The sequence below is a fragment of the Solwaraspora sp. WMMD406 genome, from assembly GCF_029626025.1.
Taxonomy (GTDB): Bacteria; Actinomycetota; Actinomycetes; order Mycobacteriales; family Micromonosporaceae; genus Micromonospora_E.
Genome location: NZ_JARUBF010000001.1, coordinates 6936698 through 6957955 on the forward strand (window position 1 = coordinate 6936698; position 21258 = coordinate 6957955).

The window sequence follows — 21258 nt, forward strand, 5'->3', positions numbered from 1 at the left end:
TTCGAGCCGCTACAGTGGACCAGCCTGGACGGCGGACGGAGGGGCGCGGCCGATGACGCCAGACGCGGAGCCGACGACGCCGGAGACGGTACGAATGCCGGAGCCCGACACCCACCGAATCCCGCTCGACGGCGACTGGGCGCTGTGGCAGTGGTTCTGCCTGCGCGCCACCGGGTTCCCGTTCGAGCTGCTCGACCAGCTCGCCGATCCAGAGCTGGCGCGGCTCGCCGACGAGATCAGCACCGACGACGGCAGCGGCGGCGGCACTGACGACGGCACCGGCAGCGGCGGCGGCACTGACGACGGCACCGGCAGCGGCACCGGTCCGGCTTCCGGCAGCGCGGCCGAGGAGCGCTACCGGGCACTATTCGGCGAGTCTGGTCGCCGGGTCGGGCAGGCGCTGCACCGGCTGGCCGCCGACCCCCGGATCCGGGAAGCCGTCGCCTGGCAGAACCCACAGGCGTTGACCACCGGCTTCGACACGCTGCTACGCCGGGACCCCGACACCGTCGCCCGTACCGGCCGGCACCGGCGCACCGAGGCGCTGATCACCAGCTACCTGCACCGCTACTGCGCCAAGAACGACACGATCGGCTTCTTCGGCCCGCTGCGCTGGGGTCGGATCGACCCACGACAGGCGGCACCGATCGTCCGCACCGACGACGGCACCGGCGGAGACCGCACCCTCTACCTGGAGGGGTGGGCGGTCGCCGCGCTGGGCCGCGCGTTGGCCGCGCCGCTGCGCCCTTGGCTGGTGCCCCGGCTGCTGCCGCAGTTCGACGTACGGGCCGGGCGGCTGACCGCCCCGGGGCACGGCGCCGTACCGCTGGACCCGCTGACGGCGGCGGTCCTCGACGCCCTGGCTCCCGGCCGGACCGCCCGCGAGGTCGTCGACGTCGTCCGCACCACGCGGGCGACGCACGACGCCGGTCCGGAACAGGTCTGGGCCGTCCTGGAGAAGCTGCTGCGCGACCAGCGGATCGAGTGGACCCTGGAGGTGCCGGCCGACGAGTTGGCCGGGCTGACCGCGCTGCGGGCCGCCGTACACCGGGTGGACGACCCGGCGCTGCGGGCCGCCGCGCTGGGCCCGATCGACCACCTCGACACCGCGTTGGCCGCCGTCGCCGACGCGCGGGGCGACGCGACCGCCGTACGGCAGGCCGTCGCCCGGCTCGGTGAGACGTTCACCGAGATCACCGGGTCCGCGTCGGCCCGCCAGGCGGGTCAGCTGTACGCGGGCCGCACGCTGGTGTTCGAGGAGTGCCGCCAGCCCGACTCGGTCACGCTCGGCCCGGCCGCCCTGGATTCGCTGCGGGCGCCGTTGGCGCTGGTCCTGGCCGGCGCCCGGTGGTACACCGCCGCCGGTGCCGCCCTGTACCGGCGGGCGCTGCGGGAGGTGTTCGACGAGGTGGCCGCCGGCCACCCCGGCCGGCCGGTCCCGTTCGTCGACTTCTGGCTCGCCGCCCGGGACCTGCTGCTGAATGCTCCCGGCAGCCTGGTCGACCCCCTCGTCCGGGTCCTGGCGCAGCGGTGGAGCCGCCTGCTCGGGGTCGGTGCCGGCCACGCGGCTGGGGCGGAGGGCTCGCCGCCGCGACGGGTTCGGCGTACCGCCGCCGACCTGGCCGACGACGTCGCCGCCGCGTTTCCGGCCGGGCGGCCCGGCTGGCCGGCGGCCGTGCAGCACAGCCCGGACCTGATGATCGCGGCAGCGGACCTGGCCGCGATCGTCGCCGGTGACGTCGACTGGGTGCTCGGCGAGATCCATCCGGGCTACCACACCATGCGGTACGCCAGCTGGGTGGACTGTCATCCTGACCCGGCGGCGCTGGCCGCCACGATGCGCGCCGACCTGCCCGACGGGGTGGTACGGGTGGGGGCGACCGACGCGCAGGGCGGCACGGCCACCCGGTTCTCGCCGCTGCTGCGCGGCCCCGCCCAGCGTCGTCTGGTGCTGATCGGGGACACCAACGACGGCGGGCCCGGCCACGACGGTGCCAGCCGGGATGTGGCGGCCGGCCAGGACGGCGACCGGGATTTCGTGCTGGGCCGCTGCGATCTGGTCGACCGGGACGGCACCCTGCTGGTACGTCGTCGACTCGACGGTGCCGAGTGTGAGCTGATCGAGGTGGTGGCCGACCTGATCGCGGCCAGCCTGATGCCGCATTTCCGGCTGTTGCCGGCCGCCGCTCATCAGCCCAGGGTGAGCATCGACCGGCTGGTGGTGAGCCGGGAGACCTGGCGGATTCCGGTCGGGGAGGTCGGGTTCGCCGACCTGTCGGACGAAGCGGACCGGTTTCTCGCCGTGCGGCGGTGGGCGGCCGGTCTCGGCCTGCCTCGGCATGTCTTCGTCCGGGTGACCGGGGAGGCCAAGCCGATGCACGTGGACCTGACCAGTTTGGCGTCGGTCGAGGTGCTGTCCCGGATGGTGCGCCGCGCCGGGCGCGCCGACCCCGCCGGAACCACCAATACCACCGGCACCGCCGGGACCGCGCAGCTGGTGGTCAGCGAGATGCTGCCGGGTCCCGATCAGCTGTGGCTGACCGACCCGGACGGCCGCCGGTACAGCTGCGAGTTCCGGTTCGTGGCGGCGGACCGCAGCACGGCAGGCAACGGCAGCGCCGCGGCTTCCTAGCGGGCGGCGAGGTCGCGGGCGATCAGCTCGGCGATCTGGGCGACGTTGAGGGCCGAACCCTTGCGCAGGTTGTCACCGGTGACGAAGAAGTCGATCGCCCGGGGATCGTCCAGGGACCGCCGGATGCGGCCCACCCAGGCCGGGTCGGTGCCGACCGCGTCGATCGGCATCGGGAACTCGGCGTTGGCCGGGTCGTCGACCAGGATCACTCCGGGCGCGTCGCGCAGCACCGCGCGGGCACCGTCGGCGGTCACCTCACTACCGAAGACCGCGTGTACGGCGACCGAGTGGCCGGTCACCACCGGCACCCGTACGCAGGTCGCCGAGACCTTGAGATCGGGTAGTCCGAGGATCTTGCGGGACTCGTCGCGCAGTTTGAGTTCCTCGGTGGACCAGCCGGCGTCGGCCAGCAGGCCGGTGAACGGCACCACGTTGAGCACCAGCGGGGCCGGGAACGGGCCGAGTTCGTCGCCGACCGCCTGCCGTACGTCGCCGGGCCGCGAGCCCAGCGTCCGGTCCTCGGCGACCCTGGCGATCTGGTGGTGCAGCAGGTCGACCCCGAACCGGCCGGTGCCGGACACCGACTGGTAGCTGGCCAGGACGAGTTCCCGCAGCCCGTACTCGTGGTGCAGCGGGGCGATCGCGACGATCATCGCCAGTACGGTGCAGTTGGCGTTGGAGACGATCCCCTTCGGACGCCTGCGGACCTGGTCCCGGTTGATCTCCGGTACGACGAGGGGGACGTCCCGGTCCATCCGGAAGGCAGCGGAGTTGTCGACCACGACCGCGCCTCGGGACACCGCCACCGGCGCCCATCGCTGGGATACCTCGTCGGGTACGTCGAACACGGCGACGTCGACGCCGTCGAACGCCTCCGGGGACACCGCCTGGACGGTCAGTTCCTCGCCCCGGCAGCGGATCCGCTTGCCGGCGGACCGGGGCGAGGCGAGCAGGCGGATCTCACCCCAGACGTTGGCTCGGGCGGAGAGCAGGTCGCACATGACCATGCCGACCACCCCGGTCGCGCCGAACACCGCGAGGGTCGGCAGCGGGTGTGCCGTGGGGGCAGGCACCGGGGCTCACCGCCCGGTGCCCGCGTAGACCACCGCCTCCTGCGTACCGCCGAGGTCGAAGGCAGCGTGCACCGCGCGGACCGCGGCGTCGAGGTCGGTGTCCCGGCAGACCACGGAGACCCGGATCTCCGACGTGGAGATCATTTCGATGTTGACGCCGGCCTCGCCCAGGGCGGCGAAGAAGCTCGCCGCGACGCCGGGGTGGGAGCGCATGCCGGCGCCGATCAACGACACCTTGCCGACGTGGTCGTCGTAGAGCAGGCCCTTGAAGGCGATGTGTTCCTGCACCTTGCCGAGCGCGGCCATCGCGGTCGGCCCGTCGGCCTTGGGCAGGGTGAACGAGATGTCGGTCCGGCCGGTGCCCTCGGTCGACACGTTCTGCACGATCATGTCGATATTCGTCTCGGCGTTGGCCACCGTCTCGAAGATCCGGGCGGCGGCACCGGGTTCGTCGGGCACCCCGACGATGGTGATCTTCGCTTCGCTCCGGTCGTGGGCGACTCCGGTGATGAGTGCTTGCTCCACGGAAGGGTCCTCCATCGATCCGGTGACCATGGTGCCGGTGTTGGTTGAGTAGGACGAACGGACGTGGATCGGCAGCTTGGACCGTCGGGCGTACTCGACGCTGCGCAGATGCAGCACCTTGGCGCCGCAGGCGGCCAGCTCGAGCATCTCCTCGTAGGTGATCTGCTCGATGTGCCGGGCGTTGGGCACGATCCGGGGGTCGGCGGTGAAGACGCCGTCCACGTCGGTGTAGATCTCGCAGACGTCGGCGCGCAACGCGGCCGCGAGAGCGACCGCCGTGGTGTCGGAACCGCCCCGGCCCAGGGTGGTGATGTCCTTGGTGTCCTGGGACACGCCCTGGAAGCCGGCCACGATCGCGATCGCGCCTTCGTCGAGGGCGCTCTGCAGCCGGCCGGGGGTGACGTCGATGATCCGGGCCCGCCCGTGCACCGAGGTGGTCAGCACCCCGGCCTGCGAACCGGTGTACGACCGGGCCTCGTAGCCAAGGTTGTGGATCGCCATCGCCAGCAGCGCCATTGAGATGCGTTCACCTGAGGTGAGCAGCATGTCGAGTTCCCGTCCGGGCGGCAACGGGCTGATCTGCCCGGCGAGGTCGAGCAGTTCGTCGGTCGTGTCGCCCATCGCGGACACCACCACGACCACGTCGTCACCGGACTTGCGGGCGGCCACGATCCGCTCGGCGACCCGCTTGATGCGCTCGGCGTCGGCGACCGAGGATCCGCCGTACTTCTGCACCACCAGTGCCACGGCGGTTCACTCCTTCCACCCGGTGCCGGCTCGTCTACGGCAGTCGGTTGCCACGTGCGCCAACGCCTGGGACGCCAGGCGTGGGTTTGCCCGTCGTCGGGCGTACCAACGCCGCCGGTCGACCCGGCGGCGCCACGAATCCTCCTCAGGGTACCGGCGCGCGCGGCCCTGGCAGAGAGCCGTTCCCACGATCCGGCCGGGCCGGTCACTGCCCGTGTCCGCGTCGGTAGCGCGGTCGGCCGCCGCCGACTCACCCCGTGGGTCGACAAGCCCGCCGGCGGTGGAGCGCGGGTGCCGGGAAATCGGCGTGTCCGGGACCCCGCCGGACGGGAAAACCACACCGGGTACGCAGAATGGGCGGATGCGTTCCGCCGGCTCACCTCCGTCCCAGACGTCACCTGCCGTACTGATGTCCGTGTTGTTCGTCACCCTGTCCGCCGTGCTGCTGGCCGGCTGCGGATCGACCCCACCGGTCACCTCGTCGACGCAGTCGCCGAGTCCGGAGAGCACGGTGCCGGTGACCGATCGGACCCGGTTGGCCGCCGCCGCCGCTGCCGCGAGCGACCTGCGGATGACCGCGTTCTACCGGCTGACCACGGCGGGCCGGCCCGACCGGACGGTGGCGGTCACGATCGCCACCGACGGCAGTTGGCGGGTGGACGTTCCGGGGGGCGCGCTCGGTGGGGCGGTGGACGTCGCCATGGTGCGCGATGCCGGTGGGCTGTTCCAGTGCGTCCTGCCCTCCGCCGGACAAACGGGCCAGACCGAACCGACCGAACAGACCGAACAGACCGAACAGACCGGCCAGACCGGACAGCCGGGGCAGGCCGGTTCGTGCGTACGGCTGGGCGAGGCCGACGCCGAGATCGACCCGGCGGTCGACCCCCGGGTCCAGCACCTGTTCACCGACTGGCCGGCGGTGCTGGCCGACCGACGGGCACCGTTGGCGGTGTCGGAGGCCGAGCCCCTGTCCGGGGTCGACGGCACCTGCTTCTCAGTCGAGTCGACCACCGCTTCGCTGAGCCCGCCGCTGGACGTCGGGATCTACTGCTACCGGGCGGACGGCACGCTGACCGGTGCCCGGCTGGGTCTGGGCACCCTCGGGTTGGCCGGCGCGCCGGGGGCGGCGCCGCCGTCGATCACGCTGCCGGGACCGGTGACCGCCGGCAGCCCGGTACGGGTCGAGAGCCCGCCGGCATCTGCGACGCCCTGATCCGGCCGGTGCCGGCCGGCACCGGCCGCAGCCTGATCGCGGGCGGCGGCCCGGCCCGTCACGGCGCCCGGCACGGAACCCAACGCGAACTCACGATGAGCGCCGTAGTCGACACGCGGGGTGAGGCCCGGTGAGTGCACCAGATGCCCGATCCGGCACACTTCACGTATGGCCGAGCTACACCATCTGCTGGCAGACCGATGGAGTCCCCGATCCTTCGTAGGCACCCACACGATGAGCGAGGACGAGGTCGACTCGCTGCTCGACGCGGCCCGCTGGGCACCGTCAGCGGCTGATTCCCAACCGTGCCGGTTCGTGGTCGGCCACCGTGACGACGAGACCCACAAGCGGATCTTCGCCAATCTCGCTCCGGCCGACCAGCGGTGGGCCGGCCGCGCCGCCGTGCTGATCGTCGCCGCCCGCCTGCGCTTCGGTCGGACCGACGCGGCGCTGCCGTACGCCGACTACGACCTGGGCCAGGCGGTCGCGCATCTCACCGTGCAGGCGATGGCGCTCGGGCTGCACGTACGCCAGGTCGTCGACATCGACGCCGCTGGGCTGCGCGCCGACCTGGATCTGCCGGACGATATGACGCCGAGGACGGTGACCGCGGTCGGGATGGTCGGAGATCCCGCCCAGCTTCCGGCCGATCTGCGCGACCGCGAGGTGCGGCTACGTCGCCGACGGCCGCTGGCCGAACTGCTGCTCGGCCGAGACCGGGCCCGGCTCGCTGAACCGGATCCACAGGTCGGCGCGGCGCGCGGCGAGGACCGGGCCGACTGGTTCCGGGCTCGACTTCCGCAATTCATGATGATCACGTAGGGTGAGTTCCGTCATGTGGCATGCGCTCCTCCTTCGCTGCCGCGACGAGGCCTCCGAGGCCGGCACCTCGTCGCGGGGTTGATTCGCGCCGCCTTGCCGTCGCCCGTGATCGTCGCCCCTGCCATCGCCCGCGATCGCCGTGAGATCCATCTTCGCCGATCAGCCAGGCCCACCCGGGGCAGCACATGAGGTGGCCACCCGTTTTCCGTTCGCCTTCGTCCGCTTCCGTCCGTTTTCGTCCACGGAGCTGACCGCGAACCACGCAGCAACGAACCATCAGCCACGAAATTTCGCAGACACGCAGCAGAACCGCCCGACCGGCGGATCCGCACGTTCCGACCCAGCGGAGTACGCACAATGGCAGACACAGCCGGCCCCGACCCGATCGCTCGGCAGCAGCCGAGCCGGATGCCGTACCAGCGCTATCAGCCCTACCATCAGCAGTTCCGCGTCGATCTGCCGGACCGGCGGTGGCCGGCGCGGCGGATCGAGCAGAGCCCCCGCTGGTGCGCCGTCGACCTGCGCGACGGCAACCAGGCCCTGATCGACCCGATGTCCCCCGACCGCAAACGGCGGATGTTCCAACTCCTGGTCCAGATGGGCTACAAGGAGATCGAGGTCGGCTTCCCGGCGGCCAGCCAGACCGATTTCGAGTTCGTCCGCCAGCTGATCGAGCAGGACCTGATCCCCGACGACGTCACCATCCAGGTGCTGACCCAGTGCCGGGAGCACCTGATCGACCGGACGTTCGAGTCGCTGCGCGGAGCCAAGCGGGCGATCGTGCACTTCTACAACTCGACGTCGGCGCTGCAGCGGCGGGTGGTCTTCGGACTGGACAAGACCGGCATCACCGACATCGCCACCAGCGGTGCCCGGCTCTGCCAGAAGTACGCCGAAATCCACACCCCGGACACCGACATCTACTACGAGTACTCCCCCGAGTCGTACACCGGCACCGAGCTGGACTACGCACTGGAGGTGTGCGCGGCGGTCATCGACGTGATCGACCCCACCCCGGACCGGCCGCTGATCATCAACCTGCCGGCGACGGTGGAGATGGCCACGCCGAACGTCTACGCCGACTCGATCGAGTGGATGCACCGGCGGCTGCCCCGCCGGGACAGCGTGATCCTGTCGCTGCACCCGCACAACGACCGGGGCACCGCCGTCGCCGCCGCCGAGCTGGGTCTGCTGGCCGGCGCCGACCGGATCGAAGGCTGCCTGTTCGGCAACGGCGAACGGACCGGCAACGTCGACCTCGTCACGCTGGGGCTGAACCTGTTCAGCCAGGGCATCGACCCGCAGATCGACTTCACCCAGATCGACGAGATCAAGCGGACCGTCGAATACTGCAACCAGCTGCCCGTACACGAGCGACACCCGTACGCCGGGGATCTGGTCTACACCGCATTCTCCGGTTCCCACCAGGACGCGATCAACAAGGGCTTCGACGCGTTGGCCGCCGACGCCGCGACCGCCGGCGTCGCCGTCGACGACCACCAGTGGGGGGTGCCCTACCTGCCGATCGACCCGCGCGACGTCGGACGCACCTACGAGGCCGTCATTCGGGTCAACTCGCAGTCCGGCAAGGGCGGCGTGGCGTACGTCATGCGCCAGGAACACCATCTCGAACTGCCGCGCCGGCTGCAGATCGAGTTCTCCGGCGTGGTGCAGTCCTACACCGACACCGAGGGCGGGGAGATCGAACCGCAGCGGATGTGGGACATCTTCGCCACCGAGTATCTGAGCGGACACCAGCGCGAACCGGTCGTCACCCTCGACTCGTACGCCACGGCCACCGTCGACGGCAAGGTGGAGGGCTGCGCGGTCGTCGACGTCGAGGGCCACCGGCACACCCTCACCGCCGTGGGGAACGGCCCGATCGACGCGTACGTCAACGCCCTGCAGGAGGTCAACGTCGGCGTACGGGTGCTGGACTACCACGAGCACGCGATGTCCGCCGGCGGCGACGCCCAAGCCGCCGCGTACGTCGAATGCGAGGTCGGCGACCGTACGGTCTGGGGGGTCGGACTGGACCCGAACATCGTCACCGCCTCGGTCAAAGCGGTGACGAGCGCCATCAACCGGGGTCGGCGCACCGGCTGACCAAGCGGGCGTCCTGACCAGCCGGGTGTCGCCGCCGACCGACAGCTTGGGTCGGCGGCGGCACGCGGAACTCGGTCAGTTCGAGCCGGCGGCACGGTCCATCGTGGGTACGGCGAAACGCCGGACGGCGGCGGTGGTTGGCGGCACCGGTGCCGACCCGCGAAGCTGGACGGGTGCAGACCCCTCAGCTCCCCCACGTGCCCCACGTCCCCCAGCTCGCGCGGCGCCGCTCCTGGCGTCAGGTGGTGGCCGGGCTCGCCGCCGTGGTGGCGCTGGTCGCCACCACCGGCTGCGAGGTCGTCGACATCGAGGTGGCGTCCCCGACGTCCGCGCCCAACGACTCTGCCGGCGCTGACGCCGACGCCGACGCCGCCACCGAACTGCTCGATCAGCTGACGGTGGCCACCGCCGGCGGAATGCAGGGCTACAGCCGGGACCGGTTCCCGCACTGGAGCCGCACCGGCGACAACTGCGACGTCCGGGACACCGTGCTGGAACGCGACGGTACGGCGATCGAGCTGGACGGCTGCAACGTGGTCGGCGGGCAGTGGCTCAGCGCGTTCGACGGGCGGTCCTTCACCGATCCCGGCGACCTCGACGTCGACCACATCGTGCCGCTGGCCAACGCCTGGCGGTCCGGTGCCGACGAATGGGACACCGAGCGGCGCCGCGAGTTCGCCAACGATCTGGAACGGCCGCAGCTGATCGCGGTTTCCGCGTCGTCCAACCGGGCAAAGGGAGACCAGGATCCGTCCCAGTGGCAGCCACCGAACCGCGACTACTGGTGTCAGTACGCCCAGGACTGGATCACGGTGAAGCACTACTGGGAGTTGTCGGTGACGGCGCAGGAGAAGACCTCACTGGCGGACATGCTGGCCACGTGCCCGTGACGCCGGTCGGGGCAGGCAGGTGAGGGACGGAGACGCGATGAGCGACGCACCGGAACAGTCCCGGGTCCAGGATGTCACCGCCGGCCCGGGTGGGGTGATGACCGACGAGGTCGGTGTGGTGACCGGTGCGTTGACGCTGCGGACCGAACTCGCCGACGGGCAGGTCACCGTACGGGTGCAGTACAAGGACGCCGACGAGTGGTACGTGGTGACCGGCGGCCGGGCGCGGTTGGCGGACCCGGCCGACCTCGACGCCGTACACGCGATCGCGGTCGGTCTGCTGGACCGACCGGACGGCTAGACGTAGCTTTCCGGCTCGCTCGGCGCGGACACCCTGGCCGGGCCGGGGCCGGCCGCGGCCGGGTGGACGACGTCGGCGGTCACCTCGTGTGGGCGCAGCGCCCCGCTGGCGATCTGCTCGGCCCAGTGACAGGCCACCCGGGACACTCCGATGTCGCGCAGCACCGGCCGTTCGTCGGCGCAGCGGGTCGGCTGCGCCCACGGGCAGCGGGTGTGGAACCGGCAGCCGGTGGGTGGGTTCGCTGGTGACGGCAGGTCGCCGGAGAGCAGGATCCGCTCGCGGCGGTCCTCCACCTCCGGGTCGGGCACCGGTACGGCGGACAGCAACGCCCGGGTGTACGGGTGCAGCGGCTCCCGGTAGAGCGCGTCGCCGGGTGCCTCCTCGACCAGCGCGCCCAGATACATCACGCCGATGGTGTCCGAGATGTGCCGGACGACCGCGAGATCGTGCGCGATCACCAGGTAGGTCAGTCCTCGTTCGGCCTGCAGCTCGTCCAGCAGGTTGATCACCTGTGCCTGGATCGAGACGTCCAACGCGGACACCGGCTCGTCGGCGACGATCAGTTCGGGGCCGAGCACCAGGGCGCGGGCGATCCCGATCCGTTGGCGTTGTCCACCGGAGAACTCGTGCGGGTAGCGCGACAGCGCCCAGCGGGGCAGGCCGACCGCGTCCAGCGCCTCCGTCACGATCTGCCGGCGTTCGTCGCGGTCGGCACCGATGCCGTGTGCCTGCAGGCCCTCGACCAGGATCGACTCGACGTTCTGCCGGGGATCCAGGCTGGACATCGGATCCTGGAAGATCATCTGGAACCGGCGCCGCATGCTCCGGAGCTTGCCGGCGGGCAGGCCGTTCAGCGCGACCCCGTCGAAGATCACCTCACCGGCGGTCGGTGGGGTCAGTTGCAGGATGGCCCGGCCGAGTGTCGACTTGCCGCAGCCGGACTCACCGACCAGCCCGTACGTCTGCCCCCGGGCGATCCGCAGGTCGACCCCGTCGACCGCTTTGACGTGTCCGACCACCCGGTTGAACAGCACCCCTTTGCTGATCGGGAAGTGCACCTTGAGGTCACGTACCTCGACCAGGGTCTCGCTCATCGGTCCGTCCTTCGTCTCCGCTGGTTGCGGCATGCCACGCTCACGCACCCTCGGTCGCCGCCGTCGGCGGCGGACTCCGCCGTGACCTGGGTGGGTGCCGCCGGTGATGCCAGGTCGGCAGGTGACGGCGAATTGACGCAGCGGAAAGCGTGGCCGTCCGGGTCCCGTCGCAGGTCGGGTGCGGCACCGAGGCAGTCGTCGATCCGGCGGGCGCAGCGGGGCGCGAACGCGCAGCCGTCCGGCCAATCGAGCAGGTCGCGGACCGATCCGGGGATCGGCGTGAGTCGCCGCCCGCCGCCCGCGTCGAGCCGGGGAATCGAGCCGAGCAGACCCACCGTGTACGGATGCCGTGGGGTGGCGAACAGCGGGCGGCGGCGGGCCGTCTCCACCACCCGTCCGGCGTACAGGACGTTGATCATGTCGCACATGCCGGCCACCACCCCCAGATCGTGGGTGATCATGATCAGGGCGGTGCCGGACTCCCGTACCAGGTCCTTGAGCAGTTCGAGGATCTGCGCCTGGATGGTGACATCCAAGGCGGTGGTCGGCTCGTCGGCGATCAGCAGCCGTGGCTGGCAGGCCACCGCCATCGCGATCAACGCCCGTTGGCGCATGCCACCGGAGAGCTGATGCGGGTACTCCTTGAGGCGGCGGGTCGGATCGGGGATGCCGACCCGGTCGAGCAGATGCGCCGCTTCCTTACGCGCCGCGTCGCCGCGCATCCCCCGATGCCGGACCAGCACCTCGGTGACCTGCACACCGATCGGCACCACCGGGTTCAGCGACGACAGCGGGTCCTGGAAGATCATCGCCACGTCGCGGCCCCGGATGTCGCGCATCGCCCGGGGATCGAGGCGCAGCAGATCCGTACCGTCGAACGCGGCCTTGCCGTCGACCCGTACCCCCTTGCCGGGCGGCAGCAGCCCCATGATCGCCAGGGAGGTGACGCTCTTGCCGCAGCCAGACTCCCCGACCAGGCCGATCACCTCACCGGCGTCCACATCGAACGACACCCCGTCGACGGCGTGCACCGTACGCTGGCCGCGCCGGGCGAAGGTGACCGCCAGATCATCTACCTCGAGCAGCGTCATGGCTCACTTCCGCAGTTTTGGGTCGAGGGCTTCCCGCATCGCCTCGCCGAGCAGGGTGAAACCCAAGGCGGTGACGATGATCCCCAATGCCGGCAGGATCGCCAGCCGGGGTGCCGCGTCGAGATAACGCTGCGCGTCGGCCAGCATCACCCCCCACTCGGGGATCGACGCGTCCGGGTTACCCAGCCCCAGGAACGACAACGCCGCGACCTCGATGATCGCGGTGGCCAACGTCAACGTCGACTGGACGATCACCGGGGCGAGCGAGTTGGGCACGATGTGGGTCAGCGCGATCCGGGACCGGCGTACGCCGAGCGAGGTGGCCGCCACCACGTAGTCGCTGTTGGACTGGGCGATCATCGAGCCGCGCAGCAGCCGGGCGAAGATCGGCACCGACACCACCCCGACGGCGATCATCACCGTGGTCAGGCTGGCCCCGAGCAACGCCGCGATGCTGATCGCCAGCAGCAGACTGGGCAGCGCCAGCAGCATGTCGACGACGCGCATCAGAAACGTGTCGACCCAGCGACCCCAGCGGCCACCGAGCCCGGCGCACGCCCCGGCGATCCCGCCGATGATCGCGCCGACCGTCAGCCCGATCAGGGTGGCGACCACCCCGACCAGCAGGGTCTGCCGGGCACCGACCACCATCCGGCTGAACTGGTCGCGGCCGAGATGGTCCACCCCGAACCAGTTCTCCGCGCGAGGACCCGGATAGTAGGCCTGCGACTCGCGGATCTCGTCCTTCCACAGCTGCGCCACCGGGTCGTACGGCACCAGGAACGGCCCGACCAGGGCCACCAGCACGAAGACCCCGAGGATCACGGCACCGACGATCGCCGCCGGGTTTCGCCGCAGCCGCCGGAATGCCTCCTGCCACAGGCTGACACCGCGCTCGTCGTCGCGCACCGCCGACAGTTCGGCGAGCCGGTCGAGTTTTTCCTTCTTGCGCCCAGGACTCAGGACGTTACTCACCGCCGGGCCTCCCACTCGCGCACGGACACTCGCTCACCGGACCCGGACTCTCGGGTCGATGAAGGTGTACGAGATGTCGACGATCAGGTTCACCAACACGTAGACCAGGGCGATGATCAGGATGAACCCCTGCAGGACCGGGTAGTCCCGGTTGCTGATCGAGTCGGCGACGAACGCCCCGATGCCGCCGAAGGCGAACACCGTCTCGGTGAGCACCGCGCCGGAGAGCAGACCGCCGGTCAGCAGGCCGATGCTGGTGGCCACCGGCAACATCGCGTTGCGCAGCACATGCCGACGCCGTACCACTCGCTCGGTGAGTCCCTTGGCCTTGGCGGTCCGGACGAAGTCCTCGCCCAGCACCTCCAGCACGCTCGCCCGGGTGATCCGGACGATGATCGCCAGCGGGATGCTGGCCAGCGCCAGACCGGGCAGGACCAGGTGCCAGAGCGCGTTCAACGACGCGTCCCACTCCTGGGTCATCAGCCCGTCGAGGACGAAGAAGTTGGTCACCCGGGTCGCGTCGATGCGGGGGTCCTGCCGACCGCTGGACGGAAACCAGCCGAGGTTCTCCGCGAAGATCGCCTTCAGCACGTACGCCAGGAAGAAGACCGGGATGCAGATGCCGATCAGGGAACCGGCCACCGAGCCGTGGTCGAGCAGCGTGCCCCGGCGGCGGGCGGCGAGGTAGCCGAGCGGGATGCCCACCCCGATGGCGATCACCATCGCCGCGATGGTCAACTCGACCGTACCGGGGAACCGCTGCACGAACTCGGTGGTGACCTCACGCTTGGTGGAGATCGACGTACCGAGGTCGAACTGCAGCAGCCGTTTCATGAACCGGCCGTACTGGATCAGGATCGGCTCGTCGAGGCCGAGGTTACGGCGGATGGCCGCGCGCATCTCCGGCGTGCCGCGTTCGCCGAGGATCGCGGTCTCCGGGCCGCCCGGCAGGCGGTGCAGCCAGATGAACAGCAGCAGGGAGAGCCCGAACAGCGTGGGTACGAGCTGCAGCAGGCGTCTGACGATGAAGCGGAACACGGTGCCTCGGCAGGGGTGTGGAGGGTCATGTGGGCGGGCACCGCCGCTGCCCCGGCTGATGGCCGGGGCAGCAGGTCGATGCCCGCCCGCGTTCCGTTCGGTGGGCCCGGTCGTGAGCTGTCACCAGCTCGCGACCGGGACTCCGGGGCTAGCTCCTCAGGACGTGAACTCGGCCGTGGCGAACCGTTCGTCGGTGAGCGGGCTCGCCTGGACGCCGATCACGTTCTCGGCGAAGACGATCGCCGGCGGCGAGTGCGACACCGGCACACCCGGCAGGAACTCCATGATGTCGGCGTTGAGCTCCTGGTAGAGCTGGTACCGGGCGTCCGCGTCGGCGGTGCCGTCAGCGGCGGCGAACTTGGCGAACAGCTCCGGGTTGTCGTAACCCCACTCGTCCTTCGGCCGGTCGAAGAAGGTGCCGATGAAGTTGTACGCGTCGCCGTAGTCACCGGTCCAGCCCAGCAGGTGCAGGTCGTGGGCGTTGCCGGAGGTGGTGGCGTTGAGGTAGTCCGGCGACCACTTCAGCGGGATCGGCTCCACCGTGATGCCGGCGGCCCGCAGGTCGGCGGCGAGCAACTCGAAGATGTCCTTCGGGTTGGGCATGTACGGCCGGGTGACCTCGGTCGGGTAGTGGAACCGCAGGGTCAGGTTGGCGTGGCCGGCCTCGGCGAGCAGCTCCTTGGCCTTCTCCACGTCGTAGTCGTAGGTGGTGACCGACGGGTTGTGGCCGTCCACCGTCGGCGGGACGAACTGGGTGGCGACCTCGGCGCCCGGCGGCATCTTGGAGTCGACCAGGGCCTGCCGGTTCAGCGCGTGGGCGATCGCCTGACGGACCCGGATGTCGGCCAGCGCCGGGTTGCCCTGCTGGTTCATCGCCAGGTAGAGGATGTTGAACGCCGGGCGGGTGAGCACGTTGAATCCGTCGGACTTGAGCGGCTCGACGTCGGCCGGACCGACCAGGTCGTAACCCTGGATTCCGCCGGTACGCAGCTCCTGCTTGCGGGCGTTCTCGTCGGAGATCGTCCGGAAGATCACACTTCCGACCTTCGCCTTTTCACCGGCGTAGTCGTCGTTGCGGACCAGGGTGAGGGTCTTGTTGGCGATGTCCCAGCTGTCGAACTTGAACGGTCCGGTGCCCGTCGGGTGCTCCATCGCGTACGCCGGGTAAGCGATGTCGTCGGCGCTGCCGCCGACGTCGCTGGCGTTGTACTCCTCCAGCGCGGCCGGCGAGTGGATGGAGAACGAGGGCAGCATCAGCGCGGCCGGGATCTTGCTGGAGACCCGGGTGAAGGCGAGTTCGACGGTGTCGGCGTCGACGGCGGTGCAGGACTCGAAGAGGCTCTCCGGCAGGTCTTCGCTCTCGTTGGCGGCGAAGCCACCCATCACGTCCTGCCAGTAGGCGGTGACGTCGGGGCTCTGCATCAGGCCGGTCGCGTTGTACCAGCGGTCGAAGTTGACGCAGACGGCCTCGGCGTTGAAGTCGGTGCCGTCGTGGAACTTCACTCCGGACTTGAGCTCGAAGGTCCACACCTTGCCGGTCTCGTCCGGGGTCCAGGTCTCGGCGAGGCCGGGCGACACGGCGGTCCCGCCCTCTTCCGGGCGGACCAGGGTCTCGAAGATCTGCCGGGCCACCCGCAGCGATTCGCCGTCGCTGGCGAAGCTCGGGTCGAGAACCTTGGGGTCGCCGGCTACGCCGAAGACCAAAGTGGCATCAGTGGATTCGCCGGTATCTCCGCGTTCGCTCTCGGCGCAGCCGGCTAGGGCCAGCGCCGCGACCGCGACAGCCGCGATGGCGGCCTTCGGCCTGGGTGCACGCATAGGTGCTTCACCTCGTCCTTTGGGTACGGACAACGTAGTGACGGGGGTCACCGATGGCGAGACCTTAGCCGGCGTTCGGCGCGGCCGGAAACCAGCCGGAACGGGGTTGGTACCGGATCGTGTCTTAACTGTCCCGACAGCGGTGATCGGACCCTACAACGAGGATGATAGGCCAGATTTGCCCGGGTTTGGGCTATACCAAGTTGTTACATGTTTCGAGTGTTTCGTCGTCCAGGTGTCAGAGCCCGCACACCACCCGCCGACCGCCCACGGTAGATCACACCGAACGACGACCTTCGAAGGCTCGACCGAGGGTGATCTCGTCGGCGTACTCGAGATCCCCGCCGACCGGCAGGCCGCTGGCCAGGCGGGTCACCGCGATCCCCATCGGCTTGACCATCAGCGCGAGGTACGTCGCGGTCGCCTCCCCCTCGGTGTTGGGGTCGGTCGCCAGGATCAGCTCCCGGACCTCACCCGAACCGAGCCGCAGCATCAGTTCCCGGATTCGCAGATTGTCCGGTCCGACGCCTTCGAGCGGATTGATCGCCCCGCCCAGCACGTGGTAGCGACCCCGGAACTCGCCGGTCCGCTCGATCGCCACGACGTCCTTCGGCTCCTCGACCACACAGAGCACATCATCGGTACGGCGAGAATCCCGACAGATCCGGCACTGCTCGGTCTCCGCCACGTTGAAGCAACTCGTACAGAACCGCACCAGTTCCTTGACCCGGCGCAGCGCGGTGGCGAGGCGGGTGACGTCCGCCGCGTCGGCGGACAGCACATGAAACGCGATCCGCTGGGCACTCTTCGGCCCGACGCCCGGCAGCCGGCCCAACTCGTCGATCAGATCCTGGATGGCGCCTTCGTACATGAGGGGCGGCTCAGAAACCAGGCAGGCCGAGGCCGCCAAGTCCACCCGTGACCGGGCCCATCTTCTCCTCGGTCAGCTTCCGAACCTCGTCGTTGGCGCTGCGTACGGCCGCGAGCACCAGGTCCTCCAGCGTCTCCACGTCGTCCGGGTCGACCGCCTTGGGATCGATCTTCACCGACCTGATCTCACCGGCACCGGACAAGGTCACGGTGACCAGCCCGCCACCGGCGGTCCCGGTCACCTCAGCCTCGGCGAGCTCAGCCTGGGCGGTGGCCATCTGCTGCTGCATCTTTTGGGCCTGCTTCATCATCTGCTGCAGGTTGGGCTGTCCACCGGGGCGCACGGCACCGCTCCTTCGATCAGGCTGGCTCGACTCAGACTCGACTCGGTCGGTCAGGGTTGCTGGACCGCCGCCCAGCCTAGCCGTTGCGACCGTCCCGACGCCGGTACGGTCCGCCCCGGGTCGACCGGTCGACCGCCGCCGGTCACCGGGCGTCCGTCTCGCCGATCTTCTCCGCGCCGAGGGCCTGCCGGAGCAACTGCACCGCCTGCTCCTCGCTGGTCTGCCGAGCGGTCCGCTCGTCCACCACCTCGTCCAGTGGCTCGTCACCGGGGTCGAAACCCTCGTACGCCGCCGTCTGTGGCGGCGACGCGGCGGCGGCACCGGACCCGGCACCGGGGCGGACCGGGCCGTCGTAGTCCGGATCGTACGGTGGCTCCTCGGCCGGCGACCCGTCCGACCAGGTGCCGGCCGCCGACCGGCCGCCGTCGGCACCGGGCCGCGCCGCGCCGGCCGGACCGCGTCCCGCCGCACCCGGCGTCGCGACCGCCGTACCGGCCCGAGTCGCCGTACCGGCGCGACCAGCCGCTGCAGCGCGGGCGGCGGCCAGGCCGCTGCCGACCGGTGCGGACGGTCGACCGGCACCGGTGAGACCGCCGGTGCCGGTGCTGGTGTGGTTGCTGGTACCGGTGCTGGCGCGGTTGCCGTTGCTCGTGTCGTTCGCGGCTGCAGGTCCACCGGCTCCACTCGACGATCCGCCGCCGGGACGGGCCGGCTCAGGCCAGTCCGATCCGTCGTCGTCGCTGGCCGGTCGACGGGCACCGGCTCGGCTCGCCCCCGGCTGCCCGACCGGGCCGCCGTTCGATCTCGGCTGGCCGGCGACGTGGGAGCCGGCTCCACCGGTCGATGCCGGCGAGGCTGACGGGGCCGGCGGCGGCTGAGCCGGACCGGAACGCGGCGGTCCGCCCCGCGCCGGGCCGGCCGGGCCGCCGGCGACCTCGCAGCGGATCTGCCACCGTACGCCGAGGACCTCGTAGATCGCCTCCAGCAGCAAATCAGGCGAGGCGGACAGCATCGTGGCGTGCACACTGTGCCGGAAGGTCAGCACCAGTACGTCGCCGTCGACATCGCGTACGGTCGCTTCGCGGACCACGGCGGCGGCCCGTTTGCTCTTGTGGCTGACCATGCCGAGGACGTCGTCCCAGACACGCCGTACGCCGGCGGCGTCGATGGTTCCCGACGCGGCCGGGACCGGGTCCGGAGCCGGATCCGGGGTGGCCGGGTCCGGCATGACCGCTTCGGCCGGCACGGGTCGCCGTACAGGCTGGGGTGCCGGCTCGGACGACGGCGCGGGAGACACCGGCGACGCTGACATCGGCGCGGCCGGCGGGATAGGCGCTGACATCGGCGCAGCCGGCGCGGCAGCAATCGGTGCCGCAGCCGGCGGCGGGGCGGGCGGGCCCGACGGCGCCGGCGCGACGGCCACACCGGCGGCGAGCCGGCGTTCCATCCGCTCCAGGCGTTGCAGCAACGCGCCGGTCGAGTCCTCCGCGCCGGGCAGCAGCATCCGGGCGCAGACCAGCTCCAACAGCAGCCGGGGGGCGGTGGTGCCGCGCATCTCCACCAGCCCGTTGTGCACGATGTCGGCGCAGCGCGACAGGGTGGCCGGGCCGAGCCGTTCGGCCTGGGCGGACATCCGCTCGATCTGGTCGGTCGGGCCGTCGATCAGGCCCTTGGTCACGGCGTCGGGCACCTGCTGCAGCACGATCAGGTCCCGCAGCCGTTCGAGGAGGTCGGAGGCGAACCGCCGCGAGTCGTGGCCGGCGTCGGCGACCCGGTCGATGGTGGCGTACGCGGCGGCACCGTCACCGGCGGCGAGCGCGTCACACATCTCGTCGAGCAGCGCGCTGTCGGTGACTCCGAGCAGCGCGACGGCACGCTGATAGCTGACCCCTTCCTGGCCGGCCCCGGCGATCAGCTGGTCGAGCACCGACAGGCTGTCCCGGGCGCTGCCGCCGCCGGCCCGGACGACCAGCGGGAAGACCGCCGGGTCGACCTTGACGCCTTCGGCGGAGCAGAGCTGCTCCAGGTACGGCCGCAGAATGCCCGGTGGGATCAGCCGGAACGGGTAGTGGTGGGTCCTGGACTTGATGGTGCCGAGGACCTTTTCCGGCTCGGTGGTGGCGAAGATGAACTTGACATACTCGGGTGGCTCCTCGACCAGCTTGAGCAGGGCGTTGAAGCCGGCCGACGAGACCATGTGCGCCTCGTCGATGACGTAGATCTTGAATCGGCTGCTGGCCGGGGCGAAGAAGGCTCGTTCGCGCAGTTCGCGGGCGTCGTCGACACCGCCGTGGCTGGCCGCGTCGATCTCGATGACGTCGATCGACCCGGTGCCGTCGGCGGCTAGGGCACGGCAGGAGTCACACTTGCCGCACGGCTCGGGCGTGGGGCCTTGCTCGCAGTTGAGGGAGCGGGCCAGGATCCGGGCGCTGGAGGTCTTGCCGCATCCCCGCGGCCCGGAGAAGAGGTACGCGTGGTTGAGCCGACCGGTGCGCAGCGCCTGCGACAGCGGCTCGGTGACGTGTTCCTGGCCGATGACCTCCGCGAACGTCCTCGGCCGGTACTTGCGGTAGAGCGCCAGGGCCACTCTCCCCGCCTCCTTTCGACCGAGCGATTCTGCGCCGGGGGCCATTTTGCGCGGACGGTAGGGTCGCCGCCACCCCGGACCGGGCCGGCGGCTGAGCCGGCGGTCCTGGTGCCGGGTCCCGGCGGCCGGGATGCTTGGTGCCGGGCCGTCTGCCAGGCTGTCACGCCGGACCGACGATTTCCAGGCCGAACCCGGTCAGGCCGCAGGCTACTTGGCCGGGATCAGGCCGGATCAGGCCGTACGGTCGGCTCGGCTCGGCTCGGAGACGAAAGGGCCCCCCGTGCACCCGCCAGAGCTCGCTTATCCTTGCTGCCTTCCGGCCCTGGGGAGGTTCACGAGATGCACGCCGCACGAGGGGTTGGCCTCACTCTACCCCGGCCTGTCCGGGCTTGCCGGCGGCCCCGGCCCGCTGTGGCTGTAGCGATCGTGGCCTGTATCCTGTCGGACGGAGGATTCGCCTAGAGGCCTAGGGCGCACGCTTGGAAAGCGTGTTGGGTTCACACCCTCACGAGTTCGAATCTCGTATCCTCCGCTCTCTGCAGAGCAGCCACGACGACAGGGCCGGCCCCACCGGGGACCGGCCCTGATTCGTCGCGTTCACAGGTGCGCTTCGTCGGGGCGTCCGCCCCAGGATCAGCCTGTCCCAGCTGGTTCCACCTGGGCCTGCGGGTCAGCCGACGGCGACGCCTCGATCACCACTTCAGGCGATGCGGAGGCTGGCACGGGGGGCGCCACGGGCGGCGCGGAGCCCTCGATCGGCGGAGTGTCCAGCGCGGGTGTGGGCGTGGGTGCCGGGCTCGGAGTCGGGCTCGGGACGGGTGGCGGCTCCGGCGAGACGATGGGTGACGAGTGGCCTGGATCGATCGGAGCCGGCTGCTGGCTGGATGACGACGCGCTGACCACACCGATGCCCAACGTCACGACCACGAGTACGGCCAGCCCGCTGCCGGCCGTCGCGGCGATCCGACGGCGACGGCGTGCCCGCCGGCCGGCCGCGATCATGGCGTACGGGGTCAGCTGGTGCGGTGGCGCGCCGGTCGCCCTGATCTCGGCAAACGCCGAAGTCAAGTCGGACTCGTTCACCGGTCTCGCCCCCCTATCGCCACGTCGTCGGGCAGAAGTTCGCGCATCC

16 protein-coding genes, 1 tRNA gene, 1 other RNA gene and 1 pseudogene are annotated in these 21258 nt (G+C 70.8%); 7 read left to right on the plus strand and 12 right to left on the minus strand.

What is annotated here, in order from left to right; genetic code table 11:
- Positions 1–52: 52 nt before the first annotated feature.
- Positions 53–2632, plus strand: a complete 2580-nt coding sequence (locus O7632_RS31180) for a lantibiotic dehydratase (protein WP_278119547.1) — start codon at positions 53–55, stop codon at positions 2630–2632.
- Here the strand turns inward: O7632_RS31180 and O7632_RS31185 are convergent.
- Both O7632_RS31185 and O7632_RS31190 read right to left on the minus strand, forming a co-directional pair.
- A complete protein-coding gene (locus tag O7632_RS31185) occupies positions 2629–3705 on the minus strand; it encodes an aspartate-semialdehyde dehydrogenase (protein WP_278119549.1) in 1077 nt (358 codons plus the stop codon). The genes O7632_RS31180 and O7632_RS31185 overlap by 4 nt on opposite strands.
- A 6-nt stretch (positions 3706–3711) precedes the next feature.
- On the minus strand, positions 3712–4977 hold the full coding sequence (locus tag O7632_RS31190) for an aspartate kinase (RefSeq protein WP_278119551.1): 1266 nt from the start codon (positions 4975–4977) through the stop codon (positions 3712–3714).
- Positions 4978–5338: 361 nt separating this feature from the next.
- Between O7632_RS31190 and O7632_RS31195 the strand changes: the two genes are divergently transcribed.
- The 5 genes and pseudogenes from O7632_RS31195 to O7632_RS31215 form a co-directional block, all read left to right on the plus strand.
- Positions 5339–6190, plus strand: a complete 852-nt coding sequence (locus O7632_RS31195; RefSeq protein ID WP_278119553.1) for a hypothetical protein — start codon at positions 5339–5341, stop codon at positions 6188–6190.
- Positions 6191–6358: 168 nt separating this feature from the next.
- Positions 6359–7012: a nitroreductase family protein gene (locus O7632_RS31200; RefSeq protein ID WP_278119555.1), complete on the plus strand. Its 654-nt coding sequence runs from the start codon at positions 6359–6361 to the stop codon at positions 7010–7012.
- Between the two features lie 357 nt (positions 7013–7369).
- Positions 7370–9118 carry a 2-isopropylmalate synthase gene (leuA, locus tag O7632_RS31205; RefSeq protein WP_278119556.1) on the plus strand — a complete coding sequence of 583 codons (1749 nt, stop codon included), beginning with the start codon at positions 7370–7372 and terminating at the stop codon, positions 9116–9118.
- A 197-nt stretch (positions 9119–9315) separates the two neighbouring features.
- Complete coding sequence (locus O7632_RS31210; protein WP_278119558.1) at positions 9316–10008, plus strand: HNH endonuclease family protein; 693 nt, start codon at positions 9316–9318, stop codon at positions 10006–10008.
- An 82-nt stretch (positions 10009–10090) separates the two neighbouring features.
- Positions 10091–10309 (plus strand): annotated as a pseudogene (locus O7632_RS31215) (hypothetical protein); the annotation flags it as partial.
- Here O7632_RS31215 and O7632_RS31220 read toward each other — a convergent pair.
- The 9 genes from O7632_RS31220 to ffs all read right to left on the minus strand — a co-directional run bounded on the left by O7632_RS31220 (position 10306) and on the right by ffs (position 20486).
- Positions 10306–11403 (minus strand): oligopeptide/dipeptide ABC transporter ATP-binding protein, encoded by a 1098-nt coding sequence (locus O7632_RS31220; RefSeq protein WP_278119560.1) that lies wholly within the window; start codon positions 11401–11403, stop codon positions 10306–10308. The pseudogene O7632_RS31215 and the gene O7632_RS31220 sit on opposite strands and share 4 nt — an antisense overlap.
- The gene (locus tag O7632_RS31225) at positions 11400–12494 is read right to left on the minus strand and encodes an ABC transporter ATP-binding protein (protein ID WP_278119561.1); all 1095 of its coding nucleotides are present in this window, start codon (positions 12492–12494) and stop codon (positions 11400–11402) included. Before O7632_RS31225 ends, O7632_RS31220 begins: the two co-directional genes overlap by 4 nt.
- Before the next feature lie 3 nt (positions 12495–12497).
- Positions 12498–13457 carry an ABC transporter permease gene (locus O7632_RS31230; RefSeq protein WP_278120550.1) on the minus strand — a complete coding sequence of 320 codons (960 nt, stop codon included), beginning with the start codon at positions 13455–13457 and terminating at the stop codon, positions 12498–12500.
- A 45-nt stretch (positions 13458–13502) separates the two neighbouring features.
- On the minus strand, positions 13503–14507 hold the full coding sequence (locus O7632_RS31235; RefSeq protein ID WP_278119562.1) for an ABC transporter permease: 1005 nt from the start codon (positions 14505–14507) through the stop codon (positions 13503–13505).
- A 156-nt stretch (positions 14508–14663) separates the two neighbouring features.
- Positions 14664–16325, minus strand: a complete 1662-nt coding sequence (locus O7632_RS31240) for an ABC transporter substrate-binding protein (protein ID WP_278119564.1) — start codon at positions 16323–16325, stop codon at positions 14664–14666.
- A 277-nt stretch (positions 16326–16602) separates the two neighbouring features.
- Complete coding sequence (recR, locus tag O7632_RS31245; RefSeq protein WP_278119566.1) at positions 16603–17196, minus strand: recombination mediator RecR; 594 nt, start codon at positions 17194–17196, stop codon at positions 16603–16605.
- A gap of 10 nt (positions 17197–17206) precedes the next feature.
- Complete coding sequence (locus O7632_RS31250) at positions 17207–17515, minus strand: YbaB/EbfC family nucleoid-associated protein (protein WP_278120551.1); 309 nt, start codon at positions 17513–17515, stop codon at positions 17207–17209.
- A gap of 166 nt (positions 17516–17681) precedes the next feature.
- A complete protein-coding gene (locus tag O7632_RS31255) occupies positions 17682–20126 on the minus strand; it encodes a DNA polymerase III subunit gamma and tau (RefSeq protein WP_278119568.1) in 2445 nt (814 codons plus the stop codon).
- 269 nt (positions 20127–20395) lie between these two features.
- Positions 20396–20486, minus strand: an RNA gene (gene ffs / locus O7632_RS31260) — signal recognition particle sRNA small type.
- A gap of 87 nt (positions 20487–20573) precedes the next feature.
- On the opposite strand from ffs, the gene O7632_RS31265 reads away from it, so the two are divergent.
- A tRNA-Ser gene (locus O7632_RS31265) sits at positions 20574–20658 on the plus strand.
- Positions 20659–20759: 101 nt separating this feature from the next.
- Here O7632_RS31265 and O7632_RS31270 read toward each other — a convergent pair.
- A complete protein-coding gene (locus O7632_RS31270) occupies positions 20760–21194 on the minus strand; it encodes a hypothetical protein (RefSeq protein WP_278119569.1) in 435 nt (144 codons plus the stop codon).
- Positions 21195–21258: the final 64 nt, after the last annotated feature.